The 22,870-nt window shown below is 32.1% G+C and carries 19 protein-coding genes and 1 pseudogene; all 20 read left to right on the forward strand.

All coding sequences use genetic code 11. From position 1 onward, the window contains the following. Window positions 1–25: 25 nt before the first annotated feature. The 20 genes and pseudogenes from AC2UOP_RS00970 (at window position 26) to AC2UOP_RS01065 (ending at window position 22,684) form a co-directional block, all read left to right on the forward strand. Complete coding sequence (locus tag AC2UOP_RS00970) at window positions 26–946, forward strand: carbohydrate kinase family protein (protein WP_484832330.1); 921 nt, start codon at window positions 26–28, stop codon at window positions 944–946. Further along, entirely contained in the window at window positions 936–1,973 is a 1,038-nt protein-coding gene (locus AC2UOP_RS00975; RefSeq protein ID WP_484832331.1) for a metallophosphoesterase family protein, read from the forward strand. The genes AC2UOP_RS00970 and AC2UOP_RS00975 overlap by 11 nt, the downstream gene beginning before the upstream one ends. Continuing rightward, on the forward strand, window positions 1,963–3,897 hold the full coding sequence (locus tag AC2UOP_RS00980; protein ID WP_484832332.1) for an ATP-binding protein: 1,935 nt from the start codon (window positions 1,963–1,965) through the stop codon (window positions 3,895–3,897). Before AC2UOP_RS00975 ends, AC2UOP_RS00980 begins: the two co-directional genes overlap by 11 nt. A gap of 10 nt (window positions 3,898–3,907) precedes the next feature. Next, window positions 3,908–4,597 (forward strand): metallophosphoesterase, encoded by a 690-nt coding sequence (locus tag AC2UOP_RS00985; RefSeq protein WP_019214743.1) that lies wholly within the window; start codon window positions 3,908–3,910, stop codon window positions 4,595–4,597. Window position 4,598: 1 nt separating this feature from the next. Continuing rightward, window positions 4,599–5,330 carry a glucosamine-6-phosphate deaminase gene (gene nagB / locus AC2UOP_RS00990; RefSeq protein WP_484832333.1) on the forward strand — a complete coding sequence of 244 codons (732 nt, stop codon included), beginning with the start codon at window positions 4,599–4,601 and terminating at the stop codon, window positions 5,328–5,330. Further along, complete coding sequence (locus AC2UOP_RS00995; protein ID WP_484832334.1) at window positions 5,330–5,875, forward strand: class IV adenylate cyclase; 546 nt, start codon at window positions 5,330–5,332, stop codon at window positions 5,873–5,875. The genes nagB and AC2UOP_RS00995 overlap by 1 nt, the downstream gene beginning before the upstream one ends. After that, the gene (locus AC2UOP_RS01000; protein ID WP_484832335.1) at window positions 5,862–6,380 is read left to right on the forward strand and encodes a hypothetical protein; all 519 of its coding nucleotides are present in this window, start codon (window positions 5,862–5,864) and stop codon (window positions 6,378–6,380) included. Before AC2UOP_RS00995 ends, AC2UOP_RS01000 begins: the two co-directional genes overlap by 14 nt. Before the next feature lie 9 nt (window positions 6,381–6,389). Continuing rightward, window positions 6,390–7,649 carry an amidohydrolase gene (locus tag AC2UOP_RS01005; protein ID WP_484832336.1) on the forward strand — a complete coding sequence of 420 codons (1,260 nt, stop codon included), beginning with the start codon at window positions 6,390–6,392 and terminating at the stop codon, window positions 7,647–7,649. An 11-nt stretch (window positions 7,650–7,660) separates the two neighbouring features. Continuing rightward, window positions 7,661–8,515: a KPN_02809 family neutral zinc metallopeptidase gene (ypfJ, locus tag AC2UOP_RS01010; RefSeq protein ID WP_484832337.1), complete on the forward strand. Its 855-nt coding sequence runs from the start codon at window positions 7,661–7,663 to the stop codon at window positions 8,513–8,515. A 19-nt stretch (window positions 8,516–8,534) separates the two neighbouring features. Then, window positions 8,535–9,527, forward strand: coding sequence for a tryptophan--tRNA ligase (trpS, locus tag AC2UOP_RS01015; protein WP_019214748.1), 993 nt, complete (start codon window positions 8,535–8,537; stop codon window positions 9,525–9,527). A gap of 10 nt (window positions 9,528–9,537) precedes the next feature. Continuing rightward, window positions 9,538–10,776: pseudogene (gene purD / locus AC2UOP_RS01020) on the forward strand (phosphoribosylamine--glycine ligase); the annotation flags it as partial. Continuing rightward, the gene (locus AC2UOP_RS01025; protein ID WP_484832566.1) at window positions 10,765–14,472 is read left to right on the forward strand and encodes a phosphoribosylformylglycinamidine synthase; all 3,708 of its coding nucleotides are present in this window, start codon (window positions 10,765–10,767) and stop codon (window positions 14,470–14,472) included. The pseudogene purD and the gene AC2UOP_RS01025, both read left to right, overlap by 12 nt. Window positions 14,473–14,543: 71 nt before the next feature. Beyond that, on the forward strand, window positions 14,544–14,990 hold the full coding sequence (locus tag AC2UOP_RS01030; RefSeq protein WP_019214750.1) for a kinase/pyrophosphorylase: 447 nt from the start codon (window positions 14,544–14,546) through the stop codon (window positions 14,988–14,990). A 14-nt stretch (window positions 14,991–15,004) separates the two neighbouring features. Then, complete coding sequence (gene ppdK / locus AC2UOP_RS01035; RefSeq protein ID WP_484832567.1) at window positions 15,005–17,638, forward strand: pyruvate, phosphate dikinase; 2,634 nt, start codon at window positions 15,005–15,007, stop codon at window positions 17,636–17,638. A gap of 225 nt (window positions 17,639–17,863) precedes the next feature. Beyond that, a complete protein-coding gene (locus AC2UOP_RS01040) occupies window positions 17,864–18,676 on the forward strand; it encodes a hypothetical protein (RefSeq protein WP_484832338.1) in 813 nt (270 codons plus the stop codon). A 200-nt stretch (window positions 18,677–18,876) separates the two neighbouring features. Next, window positions 18,877–19,380 carry a methylated-DNA--[protein]-cysteine S-methyltransferase gene (locus tag AC2UOP_RS01045; protein ID WP_484832339.1) on the forward strand — a complete coding sequence of 168 codons (504 nt, stop codon included), beginning with the start codon at window positions 18,877–18,879 and terminating at the stop codon, window positions 19,378–19,380. A 77-nt stretch (window positions 19,381–19,457) separates the two neighbouring features. Continuing rightward, entirely contained in the window at window positions 19,458–20,675 is a 1,218-nt protein-coding gene (gene pepT, locus AC2UOP_RS01050; RefSeq protein ID WP_484832340.1) for a peptidase T, read from the forward strand. Next, window positions 20,672–21,187, forward strand: coding sequence for a macro domain-containing protein (locus AC2UOP_RS01055; RefSeq protein WP_484832341.1), 516 nt, complete (start codon window positions 20,672–20,674; stop codon window positions 21,185–21,187). The genes pepT and AC2UOP_RS01055 overlap by 4 nt, the downstream gene beginning before the upstream one ends. A gap of 142 nt (window positions 21,188–21,329) precedes the next feature. After that, complete coding sequence (locus AC2UOP_RS01060) at window positions 21,330–22,049, forward strand: hypothetical protein (protein WP_019214755.1); 720 nt, start codon at window positions 21,330–21,332, stop codon at window positions 22,047–22,049. A gap of 11 nt (window positions 22,050–22,060) precedes the next feature. Then, window positions 22,061–22,684: a CBS domain-containing protein gene (locus tag AC2UOP_RS01065; protein WP_019214756.1), complete on the forward strand. Its 624-nt coding sequence runs from the start codon at window positions 22,061–22,063 to the stop codon at window positions 22,682–22,684. Window positions 22,685–22,870 lie beyond the last annotated feature (186 nt).

The following is a 22,870-nucleotide window of genomic DNA, read 5'->3' on the forward strand; positions in this document are numbered from 1 at the left end:
TATAGATAGAAGAGGAGGCAGAAAGATGATTTTATTATTAAATACTGACTTGATTAGATATAAAGCTTTGGGTTTAGATAAGCTTTATCTTGCATCTAAAAACTCAGCGGATATACTTAATGATTCGTTCTATGGTTCAAACTATCTTGCTAGTGAAATTTTTCACAGATTGAAAGAAGATTACAGAGTGATTTCATTTGCAGGCGGTTATGCTTCGATGAAGTATAGAAATTATTTAGAAAGCTATCTTTTGGATTATTATCTTATTAATATAAAGGATGAGGCAAGAACAGTTATCGATATAAAAGAAAATACTAGAACCACTAGAATTATTGAAAATGCTCCTCGAATTACAAGAGATGATGAACTTAATTTTATTGATAAATTTGATGATGTTCTTTATGACACAAGAGTTACAGTACTTATGGAAGATTTTGATAATAATATTAGCCCTGATTTTTATCAAGGGCTTATAGATGTTTCCAATAGATACATGAAAAAACTTTTCGCTTCAGCGTCAAAGAGTACGATGAAATTATGTATTGACTCAAACGTCTTTGCCATGTCCATGGATTATAAAGATTTAAGCGATATACTTAATCTAAGATTGAATTCACTTGACGATATTGTCAGTGTAGTTAAATTTATGGCGATAGACAAGGACAGAATCATTCTTATTAAATTCAATGACAATTTAATCATATTTACTAAGGATTGCTACTACTTATATGATTATGAGAAGAAGCCATTTATACACATAGACAAGAATATGGCTCTACTAGGACTCGCTATTGCTTTTGAAAGAAAATATGATTTAGATACATCACTTAAAATAGCAAGCAGCTTTTCGATTTTTAATAAAAAAGATAGTGCTGATTTTGATTTTTCTATCATTAAAAAAATTATGTCTGAAACTGATTTAATTAGGTACAGCTATGTTTATTAATAAATTTATTCACGCAGCAGATTTGCATCTTGGCTTCAAATATAAAAATAAAACGCTTGGATCAAGGTCTGACGAGAGAAAAAATGAGCTTTTCATAACATTTGAAAGGCTTATTAATTATGCGAATGAGAATAAAATCGATTTAATAATTATTAGCGGAGATTTTTTTGAAAGAGATGCTCTTACATATACCGAGACAAAGCACTTGATGAGCATCATTGATACTTACTACGGAAACATAGTTTTATCATGCGGCAATCATGATTTTTATAGCGATGATTATTTATTCAATAATTTTACTAAGAATCTTCATGTTTTTAAAACAAATAGCTTTGAGCGCATAGATATAGCTGATAACGTTGCTATATATGGTGCGTCTTGGATAAATGATCAAGATAATGGATTTGATGCTAATAAAATAAATCTTGATAAAGATAAATTTAATATAGCTAGCCTTCATGGCGACCTTAATGATGGTAAGTACAAGATAGATATAGAGCCTCTTTTAGCATCAGGTTTTGATTACATCGCCTTGGGACACATACATAAAAAAGGACAAGTGGCAGATAAGACTTTTTATGCAGGATCACTTGAGCCGCTTGACTTTGGTGAGCTTGGGGAACATGGCTTTTATGAGGTTGACACACTTAGTGGAGACGCAAAATTTGTGCCCTTTGCATTAAGAGAATTTATTATAAAAGAAATAATAATTAAAGAAGACGATGAATTTCTTGATATAATCACAAAATTTGATGAGCTTATAGATAAGGATAAGAATTTCTATAGAATTATATTAAAGGGAAGCATAAGCGCTGAGCTAAATATAAATAAAATTATAAGCCTAGTAAAAGATAAATTTTATTATCTAGAAACTATCAATAATCTATCAGAAAGAGTTAGCGTTTCTAATGAAATCTATCAAAAAATACTTGAAAAGGCAAAAAATTATCCAGATGAAATTAGGCAAGATGCGATAAACATCGCGCTTAAGGCAATGCAAAGTACGGAGCACTACTATGAAGATTAAGAGAGTAGATTTAATTAATTTTGGTAAATTTAATAATTATCACCTAGACTTTGACGATTCATTTAATCTGATTTATGGGCTTAATGAGAGCGGTAAGTCTACTATGCATGCCTTTATCAGCTTTATGCTATTTGGTGTGAATAAGGCAAATACCAAGAGAAAAACTAAGATAAAAGATTATCTAAGATACAAACCAATAAACAAAAATGAGTATAGTGGCAGAATGATTTTCGAAAAAGATGGATTTAATTATGAAATATACAGAGATTTTTTAAATGATACTTATTTTGTAAGCAAAAACGGTCTTGACATCACTGAAGATATAAAAAAAGAAAATTCTATAAGCAATAAATCTATAGGAGAGATAATTTTAGGCTTTTCTCGCAATGTATTCACAGCTAGCACATACATTAGTCAGTCAAAGGATCTTTATTTTGATGATTTTGACGATATTAAAGAGCTTTTAATCAAGCTAAAGACAAATGACGAGGGTGAGTACAACTTAAGTGGGGCGAAAAATAATATTGATAATGAAATTGCCATGATTGGTACGGAAAATGCCAAAACAAAGGAGTTATATGCTCTTAAGAAAGAAATTACAAGCCTAGATAGAGATATATCTGGTCTTGAAGCATCACTTGAAGACACTATGACTATGCTTAATAAAAAAGATGATTTAAATAAAAAGAAAAATGAATTAATTTTAGAAAATAAAGAATTTTTATCTGAATACAATAAAGCTAAAGAATATTACAAAAAGGAAAATTTATTAAAGATAGAAGAGCTTAAAGAAAAGAAAAAAGATTTTTTAAAAAATGATAAAAATATTACAAGTGACGATTATGAAAAATTTAGCGAAATTACTAATAGGCTTGATGCTATAAATAATAATGAATCTAGAAAAAATGCGCAAAGAAAGCTATCATATGCATTTCTTTTATTAAGTGTATTTAGTTTTATATATTATTTTATTAAGTCAAGTGAAATTGCTTTTAATATTGGAGCTGCTTTTATAATAATTTTTCTTATAAGTTTTATTTTTGATAAAGTGAAGAAAAGTGATAAGGCTAAAGAAAAATTAATGATTGATAAAAAAGCTATTTTAGATAAATATAATATATCTAGCGATAGTGATTTCATCAGTGAATATAATATTGAAAGATCAAGTGAGATGAATCAAAACTATTTACAAAGCTTTGATGAATTTTTAAAAACATATAGCGAAAAGAATTTTGATGAACTAAGTGAAGAAAAAGTTATTGAATATTTAGAAAAAAACAATAAAGAGCTCTATGATAAGTACAAGAACTACTCCATAAGCGCTTGTGAAGATGAAATCACTAGGATTGATTTAGAACTAAGCTCTCTTGAGACTAAGCTTAATTATAATGACAAACTTTCACAAAGGGCCTACGAACTTGGCTTAAGACGCGATGAGCTTGACGCTAGAATGAAGGAGCTTTACAGAAGAAAAGGCGCCTTAAGTGCTGCGAGCGAGATAATTTCTAGTCTTATTAATGAAATTAATACTAGTTACATGCCAAAAATAATTAATTATGCAAATAAATATTTAGAAATGTTTTCTAATGATAAATATAATTTTTTCTTGCTCGATGAAAGTTTTAAAATTATGCTTAAAGACAAAAAAACTAGTCTTGTATATGAAGAAGAAAACCTTAGCAGACAAGTCTTATCTATGTCATACCTTAGTCTAAGACTTGCTCTTGTTGAAGCGCTTGATATTAATCTATCACTTATTTTTGACGAAAATTTAGTATTTTTTGATGAAGAGCGTATGAGAACCGCACTAAAAGTTTTTGCCTTTTTAGCAAAAGAAAAGCAAGTATTATTATTTACGAGCAGTAAAGACGAAAAAAGTGTTCTCTCAGAGCTTAATCTGTGTTATAATTATATACAGTTATAGAGGTGAGAAAATGATTTATGCTATAGGCGATTTACATTTAGATTCAACAGACTTAAAACCTATGAGTATCTTTGGCGGCAACTGGCAAGATCATGACAAGAAAATCAAGGCAAGTTGGCTTGAGAACGTCAAGGAAGACGATTTAGTTTTGCTACCAGGCGATACATCATGGGCAATGAGATTTAGTGAAGCTATAGACGATTTAAAATTTATAGATGAATTGCCGGGCAAGAAACTTATTAGCAAAGGCAACCATGATTATTGGTGGACAAGCATATCCAAGATGAATGGCTTTGGATTTAAATCAATTCACTTTTTGCAAAATGATTCATATACTTATAAAGACTTTGCCATCTGCGCTACAAGAGGCTGGATGCAAGAGGATAATGACAAGTATGACGAAGAAAATGATAAAAAGATAACTGATAGGGAGCTAATTAGATTATCTTTATCGCTTGAAAAGGCTGATAAAGATAAAAAAATTATAGTGATGCTTCACTATCCGCCATTTAATATGGATCTAGAGCCAAATCAGTTTCATGATCTCATGAAAGAAAATAATGTATATAAATGTATATATGGCCACTTGCACGCGGGGGGACATAGGTACAGACGAGAAGGCTTGATAGATGGCATTGATTACTCATTGGTCTCAAGCGACTACTTAAATTTTAAACTTAAATTGATAGAGAGGTGTTAGTATGAAGGTTATAGTTTGCAAAGATTATGACGAGATGAGCAAAGAAGCTGCTCAAATATTTATTAAACAAATTCAAGAAAAACATGACAGTGTATTAGGTTTGGCAACAGGATCAAGCCCTATCGGCATGTATAAAGAGCTTATCAAAGCAAATAAAGAAGGCAGTATTGATTTTAAAGATGTAATTACATTTAATCTAGATGAATACGTTGGCTTAAACAAGGATCACCCAGCAAGTTATTATTATTTCATGAATGAGAATTTATTTGATCATATTAACATCGATAAAAAAAATACACATATACCACACGCCGAGGGAACAGACTTAGAAAAGACTGCAAAAGAATACGAAGAAAGTCTATCACATTATGAAATTGATATACAAGTCTTAGGCGTTGGTAAAAACGGTCACATTGGTTTTAATGAACCAGGAGACGACCTAAGCTCTGTAACTTATGTGCAAGAGCTATCAGAATCCACAAGGGTTGCAAACTCAAGATTCTTTGATGATATTGATGATGTGCCAAAATTTGCCATCACTATGGGGGTTGGCTCTATATTTAAAGCTAAAAAAATAGTTTTAATAGCAAGCGGCACTCAAAAGAGCTTCGCCATAGATTATTTATTAAATTCTAAAAAGATATCATCTAAGGTACCAGTGTCACTACTAAACTTACATCCAGACGTTACTGTAATCATAGATGAAAAATTAGCAAGCTTAGTTATAAAATAATGATAGAAAGAGAAAAAGAAGTAAAAGTTTTTAATCTTGACTTAGATGCTCTTAAAAGGAAACTTTTATCAAAGGGAGCAGAACACTTAGGAGAAGAAAAACAAATAAATCACATACTAAAAGTTGATTTAGATGAAAATTCAAAGCTAAAGTCACTTCTTAGATTAAGAGAAGTATATAAAAGTGGCGAAGAAGCTTTTTATTTAACATACAAAATTAAAGGCAAGGACACAGGCGGCTTAAGAAACTCAGAAGAGATTACAAGCGAGATAAAAGATAAAGACTCTATGCTTAAGATACTTGAAATGCTTGGCGTAAGTGTAATTGAATTAAATTACAAGACAAGAGACTCATACCTTTATAAAGATGCACGCTTTGATTTTGATGAACTTGATAAAAAAACATTTGATGTGCCTTATCTTGAAATTGAAGTAAAGAACGATGAAAAACTTGAAGAAATCATAAAAGAATTTAATATTGACAGAAAAAATATTACGACGAAAAATATTACAGAATTAAGGAAAAACAAAGATGAAATTTATTAAAGATAATGCTATAGATATAATTATCGCTTTAGTCTTAATAGCTTTAAGTCTAGGGATGAATTTTGGCTTAATGAAGCTAAACAAAGGCTTTAACGAATATCTTGTAATACTGCTGTTTACATATATAGCTGTATTTGCGCTAGATATAAAATTTTCGGTGCCGAGCGTTTTATTGATATTTATATTAAATTTATTATTTAGAAAAAATTTAAATTTTGACATGAGAACGCTTATGATATTTATAGAAGTAGTTTTTGGCTCTGCTATTGGATATATAAGCCATAAAAAATTTAATATATCATATATATTTTCACTTCTTGTATCTATAGTCATTTCAAAGATACTTAGCTATATCATAGCGCTAATAATTGCAAACGCAGCTCATATATATAATATAGATAGAATTATAAAAGTAAATTTAGTAGCATCACTCTTAAGCATAACAGCTTGTCTAGTTATAGTGCCGCTGCTTGTTTATACAAAAGAGAATTTCACATATCTATAGGAGGTTAAGATGATACTAATAAAAAATATCAAGTATATTGACGTAGAGGAATCAATTGTTAAGGGTCCTTGCGATATTTTAATCGATGGCAATAGAGTTAAAAAGATTGCTGATAATATTGAAGAAGCGGGCGCTCATGTCATAGACGGCGCTGATAAATTATTAATGCCAGGCCTATTTAACACGCATAACCACGTAGCTATGAGCGTTTTTAGAAATTACGCTGATGATATGGAGCTAATGGATTGGCTACAAAATAAAATTTGGCCACTTGAGTCAAAACTTACTGCTGAAGATATTTATTGGGCAAGTCTATTAACATTCATAGAGCTTGTAAAAACTGGAACAACAGCCTTTAATGATATGTATATGTTCTGCGAAAGAGTCTTTGACGCAGCTAGTGAAATAGGTATGAGAGGCCTTATCGCAAGAGGTATGACAAATGATGCTTTTAATAAAGAGAGAGAAGCAAACATCAGGGATATGTATGAAAAGTATCATCAAAAGGATGGCCTATTAAGATTAGCCATCGCGCCTCACGCTATATACACAACTGGACTTGATTATTTAAAGAGCTGCATAGACCTAGCTAAAGAATTAGATTTAATCATTCATACTCATGCGAATGAAACTTTAACTGAAGTAAATAATTCTTACAAGGAATATAGAAAGAGCCCTATAAAGATATTTAAAGAGCTCGGAATGTTTGATCAAAAAACAATACTTGCTCACTGCGTTCACTTGTCTGAAGAAGATATGGATATAATTGCAAAAAATAATGCACTAGTAAGTTTAAATGTATCATCAAACATGAAGCTTGCAAGCGGTATACCTGATATTAAGAATATGTTTGTGCGCGGCGACAAGCTAGCCATAGGTACTGACGGGGCTAGTTCAAATAATATGCAAAATATGTTTACTGAGATGAGAGCGGTTTCACTAGCAGCTAAGGCTCGCTCGCTTGATCCAAAGGTAATGAGTGCAGGAGAAGTACTTAAGCTAGCAACTATAAATCCATATAAATATATATTTGATGAAGATGTAAACATAAGTGAAGGATCACTTGCAGATTTAATTCTAATAAATCTTGACAATACAAATTTAAAACCACAAAATAATTTAATTAGTGCTATGGTTTATTCGATGAACGGAAGTGAAGTTGATACGACTATAATCAATGGCAAGATAATTATGGAAAATAAAAAAATTAAAGGCATAGATGAGGATTTAGTTGTAAGAAAAGTTGAAGAAATTATTAAAAATATCTAGGGGTTGATGAAATGAAGTGGAGAGGCAGAGAGAAATCTACTAATGTTAACGATAGAAGAGCTCAATCTGGCGGCATGCCAAACTTTGGCGGATTCAAGATGGGTACAGGTGGAGTAATACTTTTACTGGTACTATACTTAGTATTTGGCGATGGTATCTTTGGCGGCCCAAGTGGTCCTGGAGCTGGCATACAAAATGGTCAAGGCACGCCGATAACAAGTGAAAAAGAAGAAGAGTATAAAGAATTCATCTCAGTTGTTTTAAAAGACACCGAAGATGTTTGGCATGAAGTATTTAAGGACAATGGCTTAGAATATGAAGAACCACAATTAACACTATTTAATGGTAGCATTAACTCTGGATGCGGTTTTGCATCTGAACAGATGGGCCCATTCTATTGCTCTGTCGATAAAAACATCTACATAGACCTTTCATTTTTTGATCAGCTTAAAAATGAATTCGGAGCAAAGGGCGATTTCGCCATGGCCTATGTATTAGCACATGAAGTTGGTCATCACGTACAAAAATTATTGGGTACTCTTGATAAAGTTCATGCATTACAAGGAAAAATTTCTGAAAAAGAATATAATAAATACTCTGTTAAGCTTGAATTGCAAGCAGATTATTACGCTGGAGTCTTTGCAAAGCACATACAAGATAGAGGTATCTTAGATGAAGGCGATTTTGAAGAAGCGATAAACGCCGCATCAAAGATAGGAGATGACACACTTCAAGAGAAATATCAAGGAAGAGTAGTTCCAGATAGTTTTACACATGGAACTAGCGAGCAAAGAATGAAGTGGTTCAAAAAAGGCTTTGAAAAAGGCACTATTCAAGACGGAGATACTTTTAACGGAGAAATTTAATAAATAAAGGAGATTTAATATGGATAAAAAAATAGCATTTAGCGCTATACAGCCATCAGGTGATTTAACTATAGGTAATTATTTAGGCGCTTTAAAAAATTTAGCAAAACTTCAAGATGATTACAATTGCTTATATGCAGTTGCTGACCTTCACAGTATAACTGTACCAAAAGTTCCAAAAGAACTTAGGAAGAAGACTTATGAAATATTTGCGATGATGTTAGTTAGCGGCGTTGATCCAGAAAAAAGCGTTTTGTTTGTTCAATCGCATGTACCTGAACACGCTATGCTTGGATGGATACTTGATACCATCTCATATATCGGTCAGCTTAATAGAATGACTCAATATAAAGATAAGTCCAAGAAGTCTCCTGAAAATTGTAACGCAGGATTATTAACATATCCAGTACTAATGGCGGGCGATATACTTTTATATCAAACAGATTTAGTACCAGTTGGCGAAGACCAAACACAGCACATGGAGCTAGCAAGAGACTTAGCAATTAGATTTAACAGCAAGTACTCAGACACATTCAAAGTGCCTGAAGCCTACATCGCTAAGACAGGAAAAAGAATTATGTCGCTACAAGATCCGACTAAAAAGATGAGTAAGTCAGATGAAGATCCAAACAGCTTTATTTATATCATGGATAGCAAAGATAAAATTTACTCAAAAATCAGAAAAGCTGTTACTGATAGTGAAGCAAATTTTGCTTATGACCCAAACAGAGCCGGTTTATATAATCTTATAAATATTTACAGCTCATTCACTGGCATGAGCACTGATGATATTGTTAAAAAGTATGATTCACTTGGATACAAAGAATTCAAAGAAGATTTAGCTGATATTATTTATGAAGATTTAAAAGATTTTCAATATAATTTTAATGAAGTTATTCAAGATAAAGAAGGTCTTGAAAAGCTTATGGCGCAAGGAAGAGATAAAGCTAGATACCTTGCTAATAAGACTTTAAGAAAAGTTATGAAAAAAGTTGGCTTTGTACAAATATAAGGAGTTAGCTATGAAGATATTAATTATAGGCAGCGGCGGACGAGAGTATGCCATCGCTTCAAAAATTAAAGAAGAAGATAATTCTGTAGAAATTATTTTTGCTCCAGGAAATGGAAAAACTGAGAGTGAATTTAAAAATATTGACATAGGAGTCATGGATTTTGATAAGCTAATTAATTATGCTAAGGATAATAATATTGACTATACTATAGTCGGACCAGAAGATCCACTATGTTTTGGCATAGTCGATAAATTCGAGGCAGAAGGACTTAAGATATTTGGGCCAAAGAAAGAAGCTGCCATGTTTGAGAAGAGCAAGGCATTTTCAAAGAGGTTTATGGAGAAATATCATATAGCTACCGCTAAGTATCTTGAGACTGATAGCATTGATGAAGCAAAGAAATATGCTTATGAACTAATTAATAAATCAAAAGTAAATAAAGTAGTACTAAAGTATGATGGACTTGCTCAAGGTAAAGGAGTTATCATAGCTTCAAGCGTTGATGATATTGATGAAGCTCTTAATGAATTATTACTAGATAAAAAATTTGGTGATGATAAGATTATAGTCGAAGAATATATTGACGGCTTTGAAACATCTGTTCATGTACTTATTTCAAATGGAGAATATATAATGCTTCCAAGCGCTAAAGACCATAAAAAAGTCTATGAAGGTGAAACAGGTGAAAATACTGGTGGCATGGGCTCATACTCACCGAACCTTATGGCACTACCATATTTAAAAGATATAGAAGAAGAACTGGTTAAGCCATTCATCAAAGGTCTTAAAGCAGAGGGCATTGACTATAGAGGAGTATTATTCGCAGGTCTTATGATAAATTCTGATGGAATAAAAGTTTTAGAGTTTAACACAAGATTTGGAGATCCAGAAACTGAAGTTATCCTAGAAAGAATTGACTCGTCGCTATTAGATGCACTTATTAAGACAAGTGAAGCAAAACTTAATGAATATAAATTAAAAGTAAATGATAAAAAGATAGTTAATGTAGTACTAGCATCTGGTGGCTATCCAGCAAAGTATGATAAAGGCTACGAAATAAAAGGCTTAGACAAATTATCAGAAGGTATTAAAGTTAATTACGCAGGCGTTAAGGCAAGTAGCAAAAAGCTATTGACCAATGGCGGCAGAGTATTAAATATACTTTCTAAAGCTGATACATTTGAAGAAGCGTATAAAAAAGTTTATGATGAGATCCAAAAGATTTCATTTGATAAAATGCATTATAGGAGGGATATTGGTCCAGTGGTTAAGAGAGTTTATGTTTGTAAAAAAGATGAATTTGATGCTGAGTCAAATGGTTTAACAAGAGAGATTAAAGATTTTCTTAAGATAAATATTGACTCAATCAAAGTTTATAACAGATATGATATTGAATTACTTTCTGATGAAGAAATTAATAAGATATCAAATACTATTCTATGCGAAAAACCAGTAGATAATATATATTTATTGGATGATGCTTTAGAAATGGAAAAGAACTTGAAGAATGCCTTTGTTGTTAGATACAAAAAAGGACAATTTGATCAAAGAGAGCAAGGACTAAAGGATACAATCAAGGTTACTCTTGGTAAAGACGATGTTTTAGCAAGATGCGAAAAAGTTTATGACATCAAAGGAGATGTATCTGAAGAAGATATTAAAAAGATTAAAAAATATCTTATAAATACTGTTGACCAAGCAGAAGGAGTATTGATTGGCATACCAACAACACTTAAGGAAAGCTTCGACATGAATATCGAGTCAATAGTTTATGATGGATTTATAAAGCTTGGTGACGAAGGATTAAAAGATTTCCATGAGAAAAATTCTCTTGCCATGTCTATAGAAGACTTAAAAGTGTTCCAAGACTATTTTATCAAAGAAAATAGAGATCCAAGCCAAACAGAACTAAAATTAATTGATACTTATTGGTCAGACCACTGTAGACACACTACATTTAATACACAATTAACAAATATTAACTTCGAAGGGGAAAATGATTTCATAGAAGTAATTAGAAATACATTAAATGAGTATTTAAAAGCAAGAAATCAATTCTCTAAGAAAGATTTAACTCTTATGGACCTAGCAACTATAGTTACTAAAAAGCTTAGAAGCCTAGGCAAGCTTAATGACTTAGAAGTAAGTGAAGAAATAAACGCTTGCTCAGTAAAAATTAAAGTCAGCATAGATGGAAGACTTAGAGATTATTTATTAATGTTTAAGAATGAAACTCATAACCATCCAACTGAGATAGAGCCATTTGGCGGTGCTCAAACTTGTCTTGGTGGGGCAATAAGAGACCCATTATCAGGAAGAAGCTATGTTTATCAAGCAATGAGAATAACAGGGGCGGCAGACCCAAGAGAAGCTATTGAAGATACACTTGAAGGAAAACTTCCTCAAAGAAAGATAGTTTTAGACGCAGCTAGAGGATATTCTTCTTATGGTAATCAAATCGGTTTAGCAACAGGCTATGTTGATGAAGTATATCATCCTGGATATAAAGCGAAGAGGATGGAAGTAGGCGCGGTAATCGCTGCAGCACCTATGGAAAATGTTTTTAGAGGTGTACCAGCTAAGGGAGATATCATAATTTTACTTGGTGGCAAGACTGGTAGAGATGGTATTGGAGGAGCAACAGGAAGCTCTAAGATACAAACAGACAAATCAGTTGAAGACTCAGCAGCTGAAGTGCAAAAAGGCAATGCACCAACAGAGAGAAAGATTCAAAGATTATTTAGAATACCTGAATTAGCTAAAATGATCAAGAGATGTAATGACTTTGGCGCAGGTGGTGTCAGCGTTGCTATAGGTGAATTAGCTGATTCATTATTAATACACTTAGAAAAGGTACCACTAAAATACCAAGGACTAAGCCCAATGGAGATAGCTATATCAGAATCACAAGAGAGAATGGCTGTAGTTATCGCTAAAGAAAATTATGAAAAGTTTAAAGAATATGCAAACGCAGAAAACCTTGAATCGACAATAGTTGCCGAAGTAACAGATTCTGAAAGACTTATCATGATGTACAATGATATAGAAGTATGTAATTTAAAGAGAGAATTTTTAAATTCAACTGGTGCACCAAGAAAGCAAGATGTTATCTTTAAGCCAGAAGAAGCAGAATTATTTAATGAAGATTTGGCAGATGATTTCACAGTAGAATTAAAGAAGAGACTTGAAGATATCAATGTGGCATCTAAAAAATCACTTATTGAAAGATTTGACTCTTCAGTTGGCAGAGGCAGTATTGTTCAGCCACTAGGTGGCAAGAATCAACTATCACCAGAACAAGCTATGATAGCTAGAATACCAACAACTAAAGGCGAATCATCAACAGCAAGCATAATGACTTATGGATTCGATCCATATCTATCAGAAAAGAGTCCATTCTTCGGAGCTTATTATGCAGTAGTTGAATCACTTGCTAAAATTGCTTCACATGGAGCAAGTCCATTCAAGGCAAGATTAACATTCCAAGAGTATTTTGAAAAATTAAATGACGATCCATATAAGTGGTCAAAACCATTCGAGGCATTGCTTGGAGCGTTCAAGATTTGTAACGATTTACAAATACCTTCAATTGGTGGAAAAGACTCAATGAGTGGTACATTTAATGATTTAAACGTACCTCCAACATTAATTTCATTTGCAGTAACTACTATGAATATTGAAGATGTTGTAACACCTGAATTAAAGGGCAATATGAAGCTTGGCTTAATAAGAACTACTATTAATGATGATAATACACTTGATTTAAATGAATTTAAAAAGAATAGCGTTGAACTTGTTAGCTTAATTTCAAGAAAGAAAGTTAGAAGTGCAGTTGCTATCAATAGAGATACAACACTTCCTCTTCTTATGAAGATGGCATTTGGTAACGATATCGGCTTTAACATAAACATGGACGCTGACATCATGTTTAAAGAGCTTTACGGTTCATACATCGTTGAATACACTGAAGATCTACCAAGCATTGAATATCTTGGAACTACTAATACAGATGCAAGCATCATTATCAATGGCAGACGCATAGATCTTGAAGAATATAAAGAAGCTTATGAAAAACCGCTTCTTGATATATTTGGACAAGAAAATAGAGTGGCTAAAACAGAAAACAAATTTACAGAAAAAGAATTTGTACACAAATCTAAAAAACCGGTTGATGAAGTTAAAGTTATCATACCAGTATTCCCTGGAACAAACTCAGAATATGATTCAAAATACGCTTTCGAAAAAGAAGGAGCAAAGGCTGATGTCTTTGTATTCAATAACTTAGATAATGATCACATTGATAAATCAATCGATGAATTAGCAAAGAAGATCAAAGAAAGCCAAATATTATTTATTCCAGGAGGCTTCTCATTATCAGACGAACCAGACGGATCAGGCAAATTCATTGCCAATGTACTAAGAAATACAAAGGTTAAAGAAGCTGTAGAATATTTACTTGAAGAAAATGACGGTTTAATTCTAGGTATTTGTAACGGCTTCCAAGCTTTAGTCAAGACTGGATTATTACCTTGTGGTAAGATTAAAGACATAGACGAAGATGACCCAACATTAACATATAATAATATTGCTAGACACGTAGCAAGAATCGTTAAGACAAAGGCATTAACAACATCATCACCATGGCTTAAGTACATCGATAAAGATAAAATTTATAGAGTGCCTATATCACATGGCGAAGGAAGACTTTTAATTAATAAAGAACTTTACGAAAAATTAAGCGATAACGCTCAATTAGCTTTTGAATATATAGATAATCCTAACGGATCAAACTTTGATATCGAGTCAATGTTATCACCAGATGGAAAGATACTTGGCAAGATGGCTCACTCAGAAAGAGTTGAAACAGACACATTTAAGAACGTTTCTGACATTGAGATTCAAAATATTTTCAAAGCAGGCGTAGAATTTTTTAAGAAAGATTAATAAAATATTAATAAATCGTAAATTATTGAATAATACTTCCCGATGTGGTATAATTTAGGTGGTGATTTTCTATGGATGTAAATAAATCTTTTGCTTATGCAATTGAAAATGATGACGGCAAAACATTTGACAATATTTCAAGTGCGGATGTGATTATCTTAGGACCATCAAGGTCTGGCAAGACACCTCTTTGTTATTATCTTGCTTCTTTAGGATTAAACGCGATAAATATACCGCTTGTACCAGAGGTTGATCAATTTGATATGATCAAAGATTTAGACAGATCAAAAATGATTGGCCTTATACAAGATGAGGAGTATTTATCCAAAATAAGAAGAGAAAGAGACAAAGACTTAGGAATAACAGGCGTATCTAAGTACTCATCACTTGAGAGAGTGTTTTTTGAAAATGAATACGCTCGCGAGATGTATAGTAAATTAGGGATACTTGTTATATCCATGTATGGAAAATCAATAGAAGAAGTTTCTAATAGCATTGTTAGATATCTTCAAAATTAAAAAGCAATAGGAGGATACAGATGGAAAAGTATGTTTATAGCTTTAAAGAGGGCAATAAAGATATGCGCGATTTGTTAGGAGGCAAGGGAGCTAACTTAGCAGAGATGACTAATTTAGGCCTACCAGTACCTAACGGTTTTACCATTACAACACAAGCGTGCAACAGGTTTTATGAAGAAAATGAAGAATTATGGCAAGATTTAAAGGAAGAGATCAGAAAAGGTATTGAAAATGTTGAAAAGATCACAAATAAGGGCTTTTCAGATAAAGAAAATCCGCTACTTTTCTCAGTTAGAAGTGGTGCTAAAATATCAATGCCAGGCATGATGGACACAATATTAAATCTTGGCTTAAACGATGTGACAGTAGAAGGCCTTTCAAAGAAGACTAATAATGAAAGATTTGCCTACGACAGTTACAGAAGATTTATACAAATGTTTTCTGATGTTGCCATGGGTATCCCAAAAGTTGAATTTGATAAAATTTTAAACAAACAAAAAGAAAAAAGAAATATTGAAAGCGATATCGACTTAAATACTGATGACTTAAAAGAAATTGTTAAAGAGTATAAAGCAATTTATAAAAAATACATCGGAGAAGACTTCCCACAAGATCCAAAGGTACAATTATTTAACGCAGTTAGAGCCGTATTCATGTCTTGGAATACACCAAGAGCTAAGACATACAGAAAATTAAATGAAATTTCTGATACACTTGGCACAGCTGTTAACGTTCAAGAGATGGTATTTGGCAACATGGGCATGAACTCTGGTACAGGTGTTGCTTTCACAAGAAACCCAGCTACAGGAGAAAATGTTTTATTTGGTGAATTCTTAATCGATGCTCAAGGCGAAGACGTAGTTGCAGGTGTTAGAACACCAGAACCAATAGCTAGACTTGAAAATGAATTACCGAGCGTTTACAAAGAATTCAAAGAAACTGTTGAAAAGCTAGAAAAACATTATAAAGACATGCAAGATATTGAATTTACAGTTGAAAATGGTAAGCTTTTCATGCTTCAATGTAGAAATGGTAAGAGAACAACAAAAGCAGCTATAAACATAGCAGTTGATCAAGTTAATGAAGGCTTAATCACTAAAGAAGAAGCGATATTAAGAATCGAACCTAAGTCAATAGATCAAATACTTCACCCAACATTTGAAGAAAAAGATGTTAAGAGCAAAGAAGAAATTACAAAAGGTCTTCCAGCTTCACCAGGAGCTGCATCAGGCGTTGTAGTATTCTCACCAGATAAAGTTATCGAATATCATAAGAATAATCTTAAAACTATATTAGTAAGAGAAGAAACTTCTCCAGAAGATATAGACGGCATGGTATATGCTGAAGGTATATTAACAGCAAGAGGCGGTATGACATCACATGCTGCAGTTGTTGCAAGAGGTATGGGTAAGTGCTGTGTTGCTGGTTGTTCTGAACTAAGAGTAGATGAAGAAGATAAAGTAATTAGATACCATGGCGGCGAAATTAAAGAAGGCGACATGATTTCTATAGATGGTTCAACAGGCTATGTATACTTAGGAGAAATTAAAAAAGTTACACCTGAATTAAGCGGTAATTTTGCTAAGTTTATGGAATGGGCCGATGAATTTAGAACTCTAGAAGTAAAAGCTAATGCTGATAATCCAAGAGATGCTAAGCAAGCGCTTGACTTTGGCGCACAAGGCGTTGGTCTATGCAGAACAGAACACATGTTCTTTGATGATAAGAGAATTTTCCAAGTAAGAAAGATGATTCTTTCAAAGACATTAGAAGAAAGAGAAAAAGCTCTTGAAAAACTTCTTCCATATCAAAGAGGAGACTTTGAAGGTATATTTAAAGTAATGGAAGAAAAAGGAGTAGTTATAAGACTTCTTGACCCACCTCTACATGAGTTCCTACCTAAGACTAAAGAAGATATCGAAAGCCTTGCTAAAGATATGGGTATAACAACTCAAGTAATTGAAGACAGAATTGAAGATATGAAAGAGTTTAACCCAATGCTTGGTCATAGAGGATGCAGACTATGTGTTACATGGCCGGAAATTTATAAAATGCAAGTTAGAGCCATCATGGAAGCAGCTATAAACGTAAGCGAAGAAATCAAAAAAGATATCAAACCTATGATTATGGTTCCATTAATTGGCGAGTTAAAAGAACTTGAATTTGTTAAAGGACATTTAGTAGAAGAAATAAATAAAGTTTTTGATGAAAAGAACAAAAAACTTGCTTATGAAATCGGTACTATGGTTGAAGTTCCAAGAGCTGCGCTACTTGCTGACGAAATAGCAAAAGAAGCAGAATTCTTTAGCTTCGGTACAAACGATATGACTCAAATGACTTGGGGCTACTCAAGAGACGACTACGGTAAATTTGTTAACGCTTATATTGATAACGGTATTTATGAAAGAAGTCCATTTGACTCACTTGATACTGAAGGCGTAGGCAAATTACTTGATATGGCAACTAAGCTTGGCAGACAAACAAGACCAGATATACATGTAGGTATATGCGGCGAACACGGTGGAGATCCTAGATCAATCGAATTCTGTGACGCAATCGGACTTGATTATGTAAGCTGCTCACCATATAGAGTGCCAATCGCAAGACTTGCAGCAGCACAAGCAGCTATAAAGAGAAAAAATAAATAATATCAGTTTTGATATTTATTTAAATATTTAAAATAAAATTATGCCATATAGTATTTACTCCTAATTTAATATGTAGATATTATATGGCATTTATTTTCATATTTCGTTTATTAATAAGATAAAAATAAGGAGTAAAAATGAATCGTAATAAAAATATTTGTGCCTATAACATGGGAACAATATAGTGAGAATAGAAAGCGTTATGGGCATGTCTCTACTTGAGCATTGTACAATAATGAGGTGCTTAATTTAAAGAAAACCGAGGCTGAATATGATTTTCCATTAAGGAAAGAATTAATTATTGCAAATACTGAAAAAGAATTTATAGAAAAGAAACTTAGTGAAAAATTAAACAAAAATGTTATAATTATAGCTTTAAATTTTTCTGGCTCACAAAGTATGGAAAAAGCGAAAAACAATAAAATGCATCAAATTTTAGCAAAGTATAACGAAAAGTATCTTCAAAAGAATATGCATGAAAGCATCGAAGATCAAAAAGAAAGATATAAAGAACTATCCGATCTTGCTAAAGATGATGAAAAGTATCTTTTTGCAAATATTTACAGTCCTTTTGGAAAGGGCACTAAATCGTATGGATATTATAATGTAATGAATAACAATAAAAAAGCTATGGAATTACTTTCTGGCGCATATATAACAGATTTTATTAAATTTGCTCCTACTGATAAAGAGATTATTAGCTGCGGCATTTCTCAAGCTGATAGTACTAATAAAAAAGTTACTAATCTTTTAAAAAAAGAAAATATAAAATCTCAATTCCTTGGTCTAAAAGATGAACTATATACGCTTGGAGTTACAAAACCAATATTTATCTTACTTCATAGCGCTTTAAGAAGAAAACATATTTTAAACAAACTGAAAGAAATGTTTGGCGATGATACAGGTGTATACTATCTTCCTCATTATTCACCACAGCGTAAAAAAGTTGGTAGCAAAGAGTATGAAAATTATGAAGATATGTTTTGCGAAACGACAAGTCTTGTAATAGACGAAATAGAGAATAAATATAATAAATAATATTTAATATATATAATTTTTCATAAAAATCATTATGAGGCGGGCTTTGCTCGCCTTATTTTTATGCGTTTTATTTAATTATTTATATTTTACACCTTTATTAAAAATTATTTACGCAAACTAAAAATGAACTAAGTCATATTATTACTTCTTGACTTTAAGCGCCTAATGTACTATAATTGCAATAAGGAGTTGATTTAATGATTTCAAATTATTTTGACAAAAACAAAACATATTACATACATCATTTCGAAACACCTTTTGGCGAAATGACAGCAGCTGCTGATGATGACGCGCTAGTATATTTACACTTTGGTCATCAAAACATATTTGGAAGTAAAAAAGAAATTAATCACATTATAGATAAAACTCTTAAACAACTTAATGAATATTTTAATGGAGAAAGAAAAGAATTTGACATACCTCTTAAAGTAAAGGCAAAAGAGTTTCAAAACATGGCTTTAGAACAGATTAAAAACATAAAATACGGAGAGACATGTACATACGGAGAAATCGCTGAAAAACTTGGCAATAAGACATATTCACGTGGCGTAGGAGCTACTTGCAGAGGCAATACCATAGCTATAATTATACCTTGTCATAGAGTTGTTATGCTTAATGAAAAAGGTTACTATAACTACTCTGGAGGAAATGAAGTAAAGAAATCTCTTCTTGAATTAGAAGAAAAGTATGCAAATAATTAAATATTAATAAGGTAACAAGTTTTATGCTTGTTATTTTTTCATTTAAATGGGTATTAATCAAGTAAAGGAGTGATGTTATGAAAGATATCTTAGTAAATCGTTTTATTAAATACGCAAAGATTGACACAAAATCAAATGAGGAGTCTCAAACTTGTCCAAGCAGTCCTAAGATTATGGAGTTTGCTAAAAAATTAAGAGATGAACTTATTGAATTAGGCTTAGAAGATGTTGAATTAGATGAAAACTCTTATTTATATGCTACACTTCCAGCAAATACAGATGAAAAGAAGGATGTTTTAGGACTAATTGCACACATGGATACATCTCCTGACATGAGCGGTGAGAATGTTAAGCCAAGAATCGTTGAAAAATATGACGGCAAAGACATAGTTCTTAATGAAAAAGAAAATATTATTTTAAGTCCAAATGATTTTCCTGAGCTAAATGATTATGTAGGCGATGACCTTATAGTTACTGATGGTACAACACTATTAGGAGCTGATGATAAGGCTGGAGTTGCTGAAATTGTCACAGCCATGGAATATTTTATCAAAAATCCTGATATAAAGCATGGTAAGATTAGAATTGCTTTTACACCAGATGAAGAAATCGGTAGAGGCGCAGACCTTTTCGATGTCAAGAAATTTGGCGCAGATTATGCTTTTACTATCGATGGCGGACCACTTGGTGAGATTGAGTATGAAAACTTTAACGCAGCTTCTGCTAAAATTACTATAAAGGGTAGAAACGTTCATCCAGGCTCAGCTAAGAATAAGATGATTAACTCACAATTAGTGGCTATGGAGTATAACGCTATGCTTCCAGTTAACGAAAGACCGGAGTATACAGATGGCTATGAAGGCTTTATTTTGCTTACAAATATGAAGGGTACAGTTGAAGAAACACAAATGCACTACATCATTAGAGATTTTACTAAAGAAGGATTTGCTTCAAAGAAGTGCCTAATGAAAGATGCTCAAGACTATATTAACTATAAATATAATGACGCAATGGAGCTTGATATAAAAGATTCATACTACAATATGTATGAAAAGATTGAGCCAAGACTAGAGATAGTTGAACTTGCAAAGAAAGCCATGCTAAATGCAGGCGTTGAGCCATTGGTTACACAAGTTAGAGGCGGAACAGATGGAGCTAGACTTTCATTTATGGGTCTTCCTTGTCCAAACATATTCACAGGTGGAATGAACTACCACGGAAGATATGAGTACGCATCAATACAATCAATGGAAAAGGCATTTAAAACAGTTGTAGAGCTAGTTAAACTTGTATGATAATTAATTCATGCGAATTAGAAGCAATTTATGGAGATATTTTTGATCTAGATGTAGAGTGCATAGTAAATCCTGCGAATAATTCCTTATTAGGAGGAGGCGGACTAGATGGACTTATACATCAAAACGATGGCGAAGAACTTTTAGATGATACAGTGAAACTAGCTGGAATATATACAAGCGGAGCAAAGATTACAAAGGCGCATAAGCTTAAGAACGACTACATCATACATGTAGTTGGACCTATGGATTCAAATAAGAAAAAGAATAAGCTTTTAGAAAAAACTTATTTAAACCTTTTGAGCTTAGCAGATGAGTATGAGATTAAAAGTATTGCAATACCGGCGATTTCATGCGGAGCCTTTGATATGGATATAAAAGATGCGAGCAAAATTGCCTTCAGCGCAATAAAGTCATATCTTCAAAATCATAATTCTAATTTAAAGAAAATCTATATCAGCCTTAATAATTATAAATTTTTTGAAGAATATAAAAAATTATTAGACGAGTAAAAGAAAATAAAATTTTTTAATCAAGTCTACATCAAGCCTATATTAATTGTTAAGTTTTCGACATAACTTAATTATTTTTTCTTAATATATTTTCACTCAAATATGTAGTATAATTGAAATAACAATTAACGGAGGTAAGAAAATGCAAGTTGAGATTTCAAAATCTCATATCTGTGTTGGATTAAAACATAATTTTCTTTATAGAGGTGACATAGATTCGCTTAAGTCCTTAATGAGCTTCTACGATATAAACATGGGAGTTCAAAATATATTTCCAAAGTATGTTTCGATGGGCATACTTAGAAAGAAAATTGCTAAAGCTATAGCTTACAGGACAGATGCACACTGCATATCAAGATCATTATCATTACAAATACATGAAGATATCAACAGGTTAGAACTATACATCTACCTAGACGGATACATTCAAGGATTTAACAGCGCTAATCAAGCTAATGCTTTGGAGAAGGAGGCTCTTAAGTATTATAACAGCAAAGACTTAGCAAATAAGAAATACTTGTTCCAATTTAAAAATTTAAATAGAGAGATAAGAACATTTAAGAAAAGATTAAGAAGTGAACTAATTAAAAGAGAGAGAAAGAGTGAAAAAGTTTTAGCAACTGTCTATGAATTTTCAAATAAAATAATTAAAGACAAGACTTATTCCTTGAACAAATATGTAGATAGGCAATTAGAGCTTGACAGAGACGGTATCAATCCTGCAAGCGTTATGATTCCTAGAGAAGATTTAAAGATAATATATAAAGAAACATTTAAATTTATTTTAAATACATGTACCAATTTGTATATAGATGCTTATTGGAACGGATTAAATGAAAGAGTTTTAAAAAGATACAGATAGGGGGTAGTATTATGTACGTAAGGAACTATATGATTCCGAAGGAGAAACTTACAACAGTAAAATCATGCGAAACTATAGCTGAGGCTATCAAAAAGTTTGAAGAAGGAGACTTTTTGAGTTTACCAGTTGTAGATGGTGACAAACTAATCGGTATTTTACACAAAGAAACTATATTTAGATCTTATTATGAATGGTCTTGTACAGACAAAGACAAATTTTTAGGAAAATTAGTTTCTGATTTTAACGAACAAAGATACGAAAAAATATCTATTGGCGAAAACATAGAACAAGCATCTTATGCGCTTGGAAAACTATCTATACCATTTTTAGCTGTTTTCGATGAACAAGATAAATTTGCTGGTATTTTAACACACAAAGCTATATTTGATGCTTTTAGTGAAGTATTTGGTATTAATAAAGGCAAGAGAATTGTTGTTCACATATTTGATATGCCAGGACAAATCTCAAGACTTGCAGGTATTATAAGAGACCAAGGTATCAACATTATCAGTATGGTAGTAACTAGTGCAAAAGTTATGGGACTACTTAAAGTTATCTTGAGAGTAGAAGTAGAAGATGATACAAACATCACAAAAGTATTGTCTGAAGCTGGCTTAAGAGTTGGTGAATGGTAATATAAATTAAAATGATTTTAAAGCTACCTAGATAGGTAGCTTTTTTAATGTGCATAACAGTTTAAAAAATAATTGCGAAGATATAGATAGAATCAATATTCTAAATAAAACAATTATAAAGATATAGATAAATTCAATATTTTAATTAAAACTATTTTCAAAGGCTTGAATTTATGCGACTTTTGT

It is taken from the genome of Fenollaria sp., from assembly GCF_057222035.1.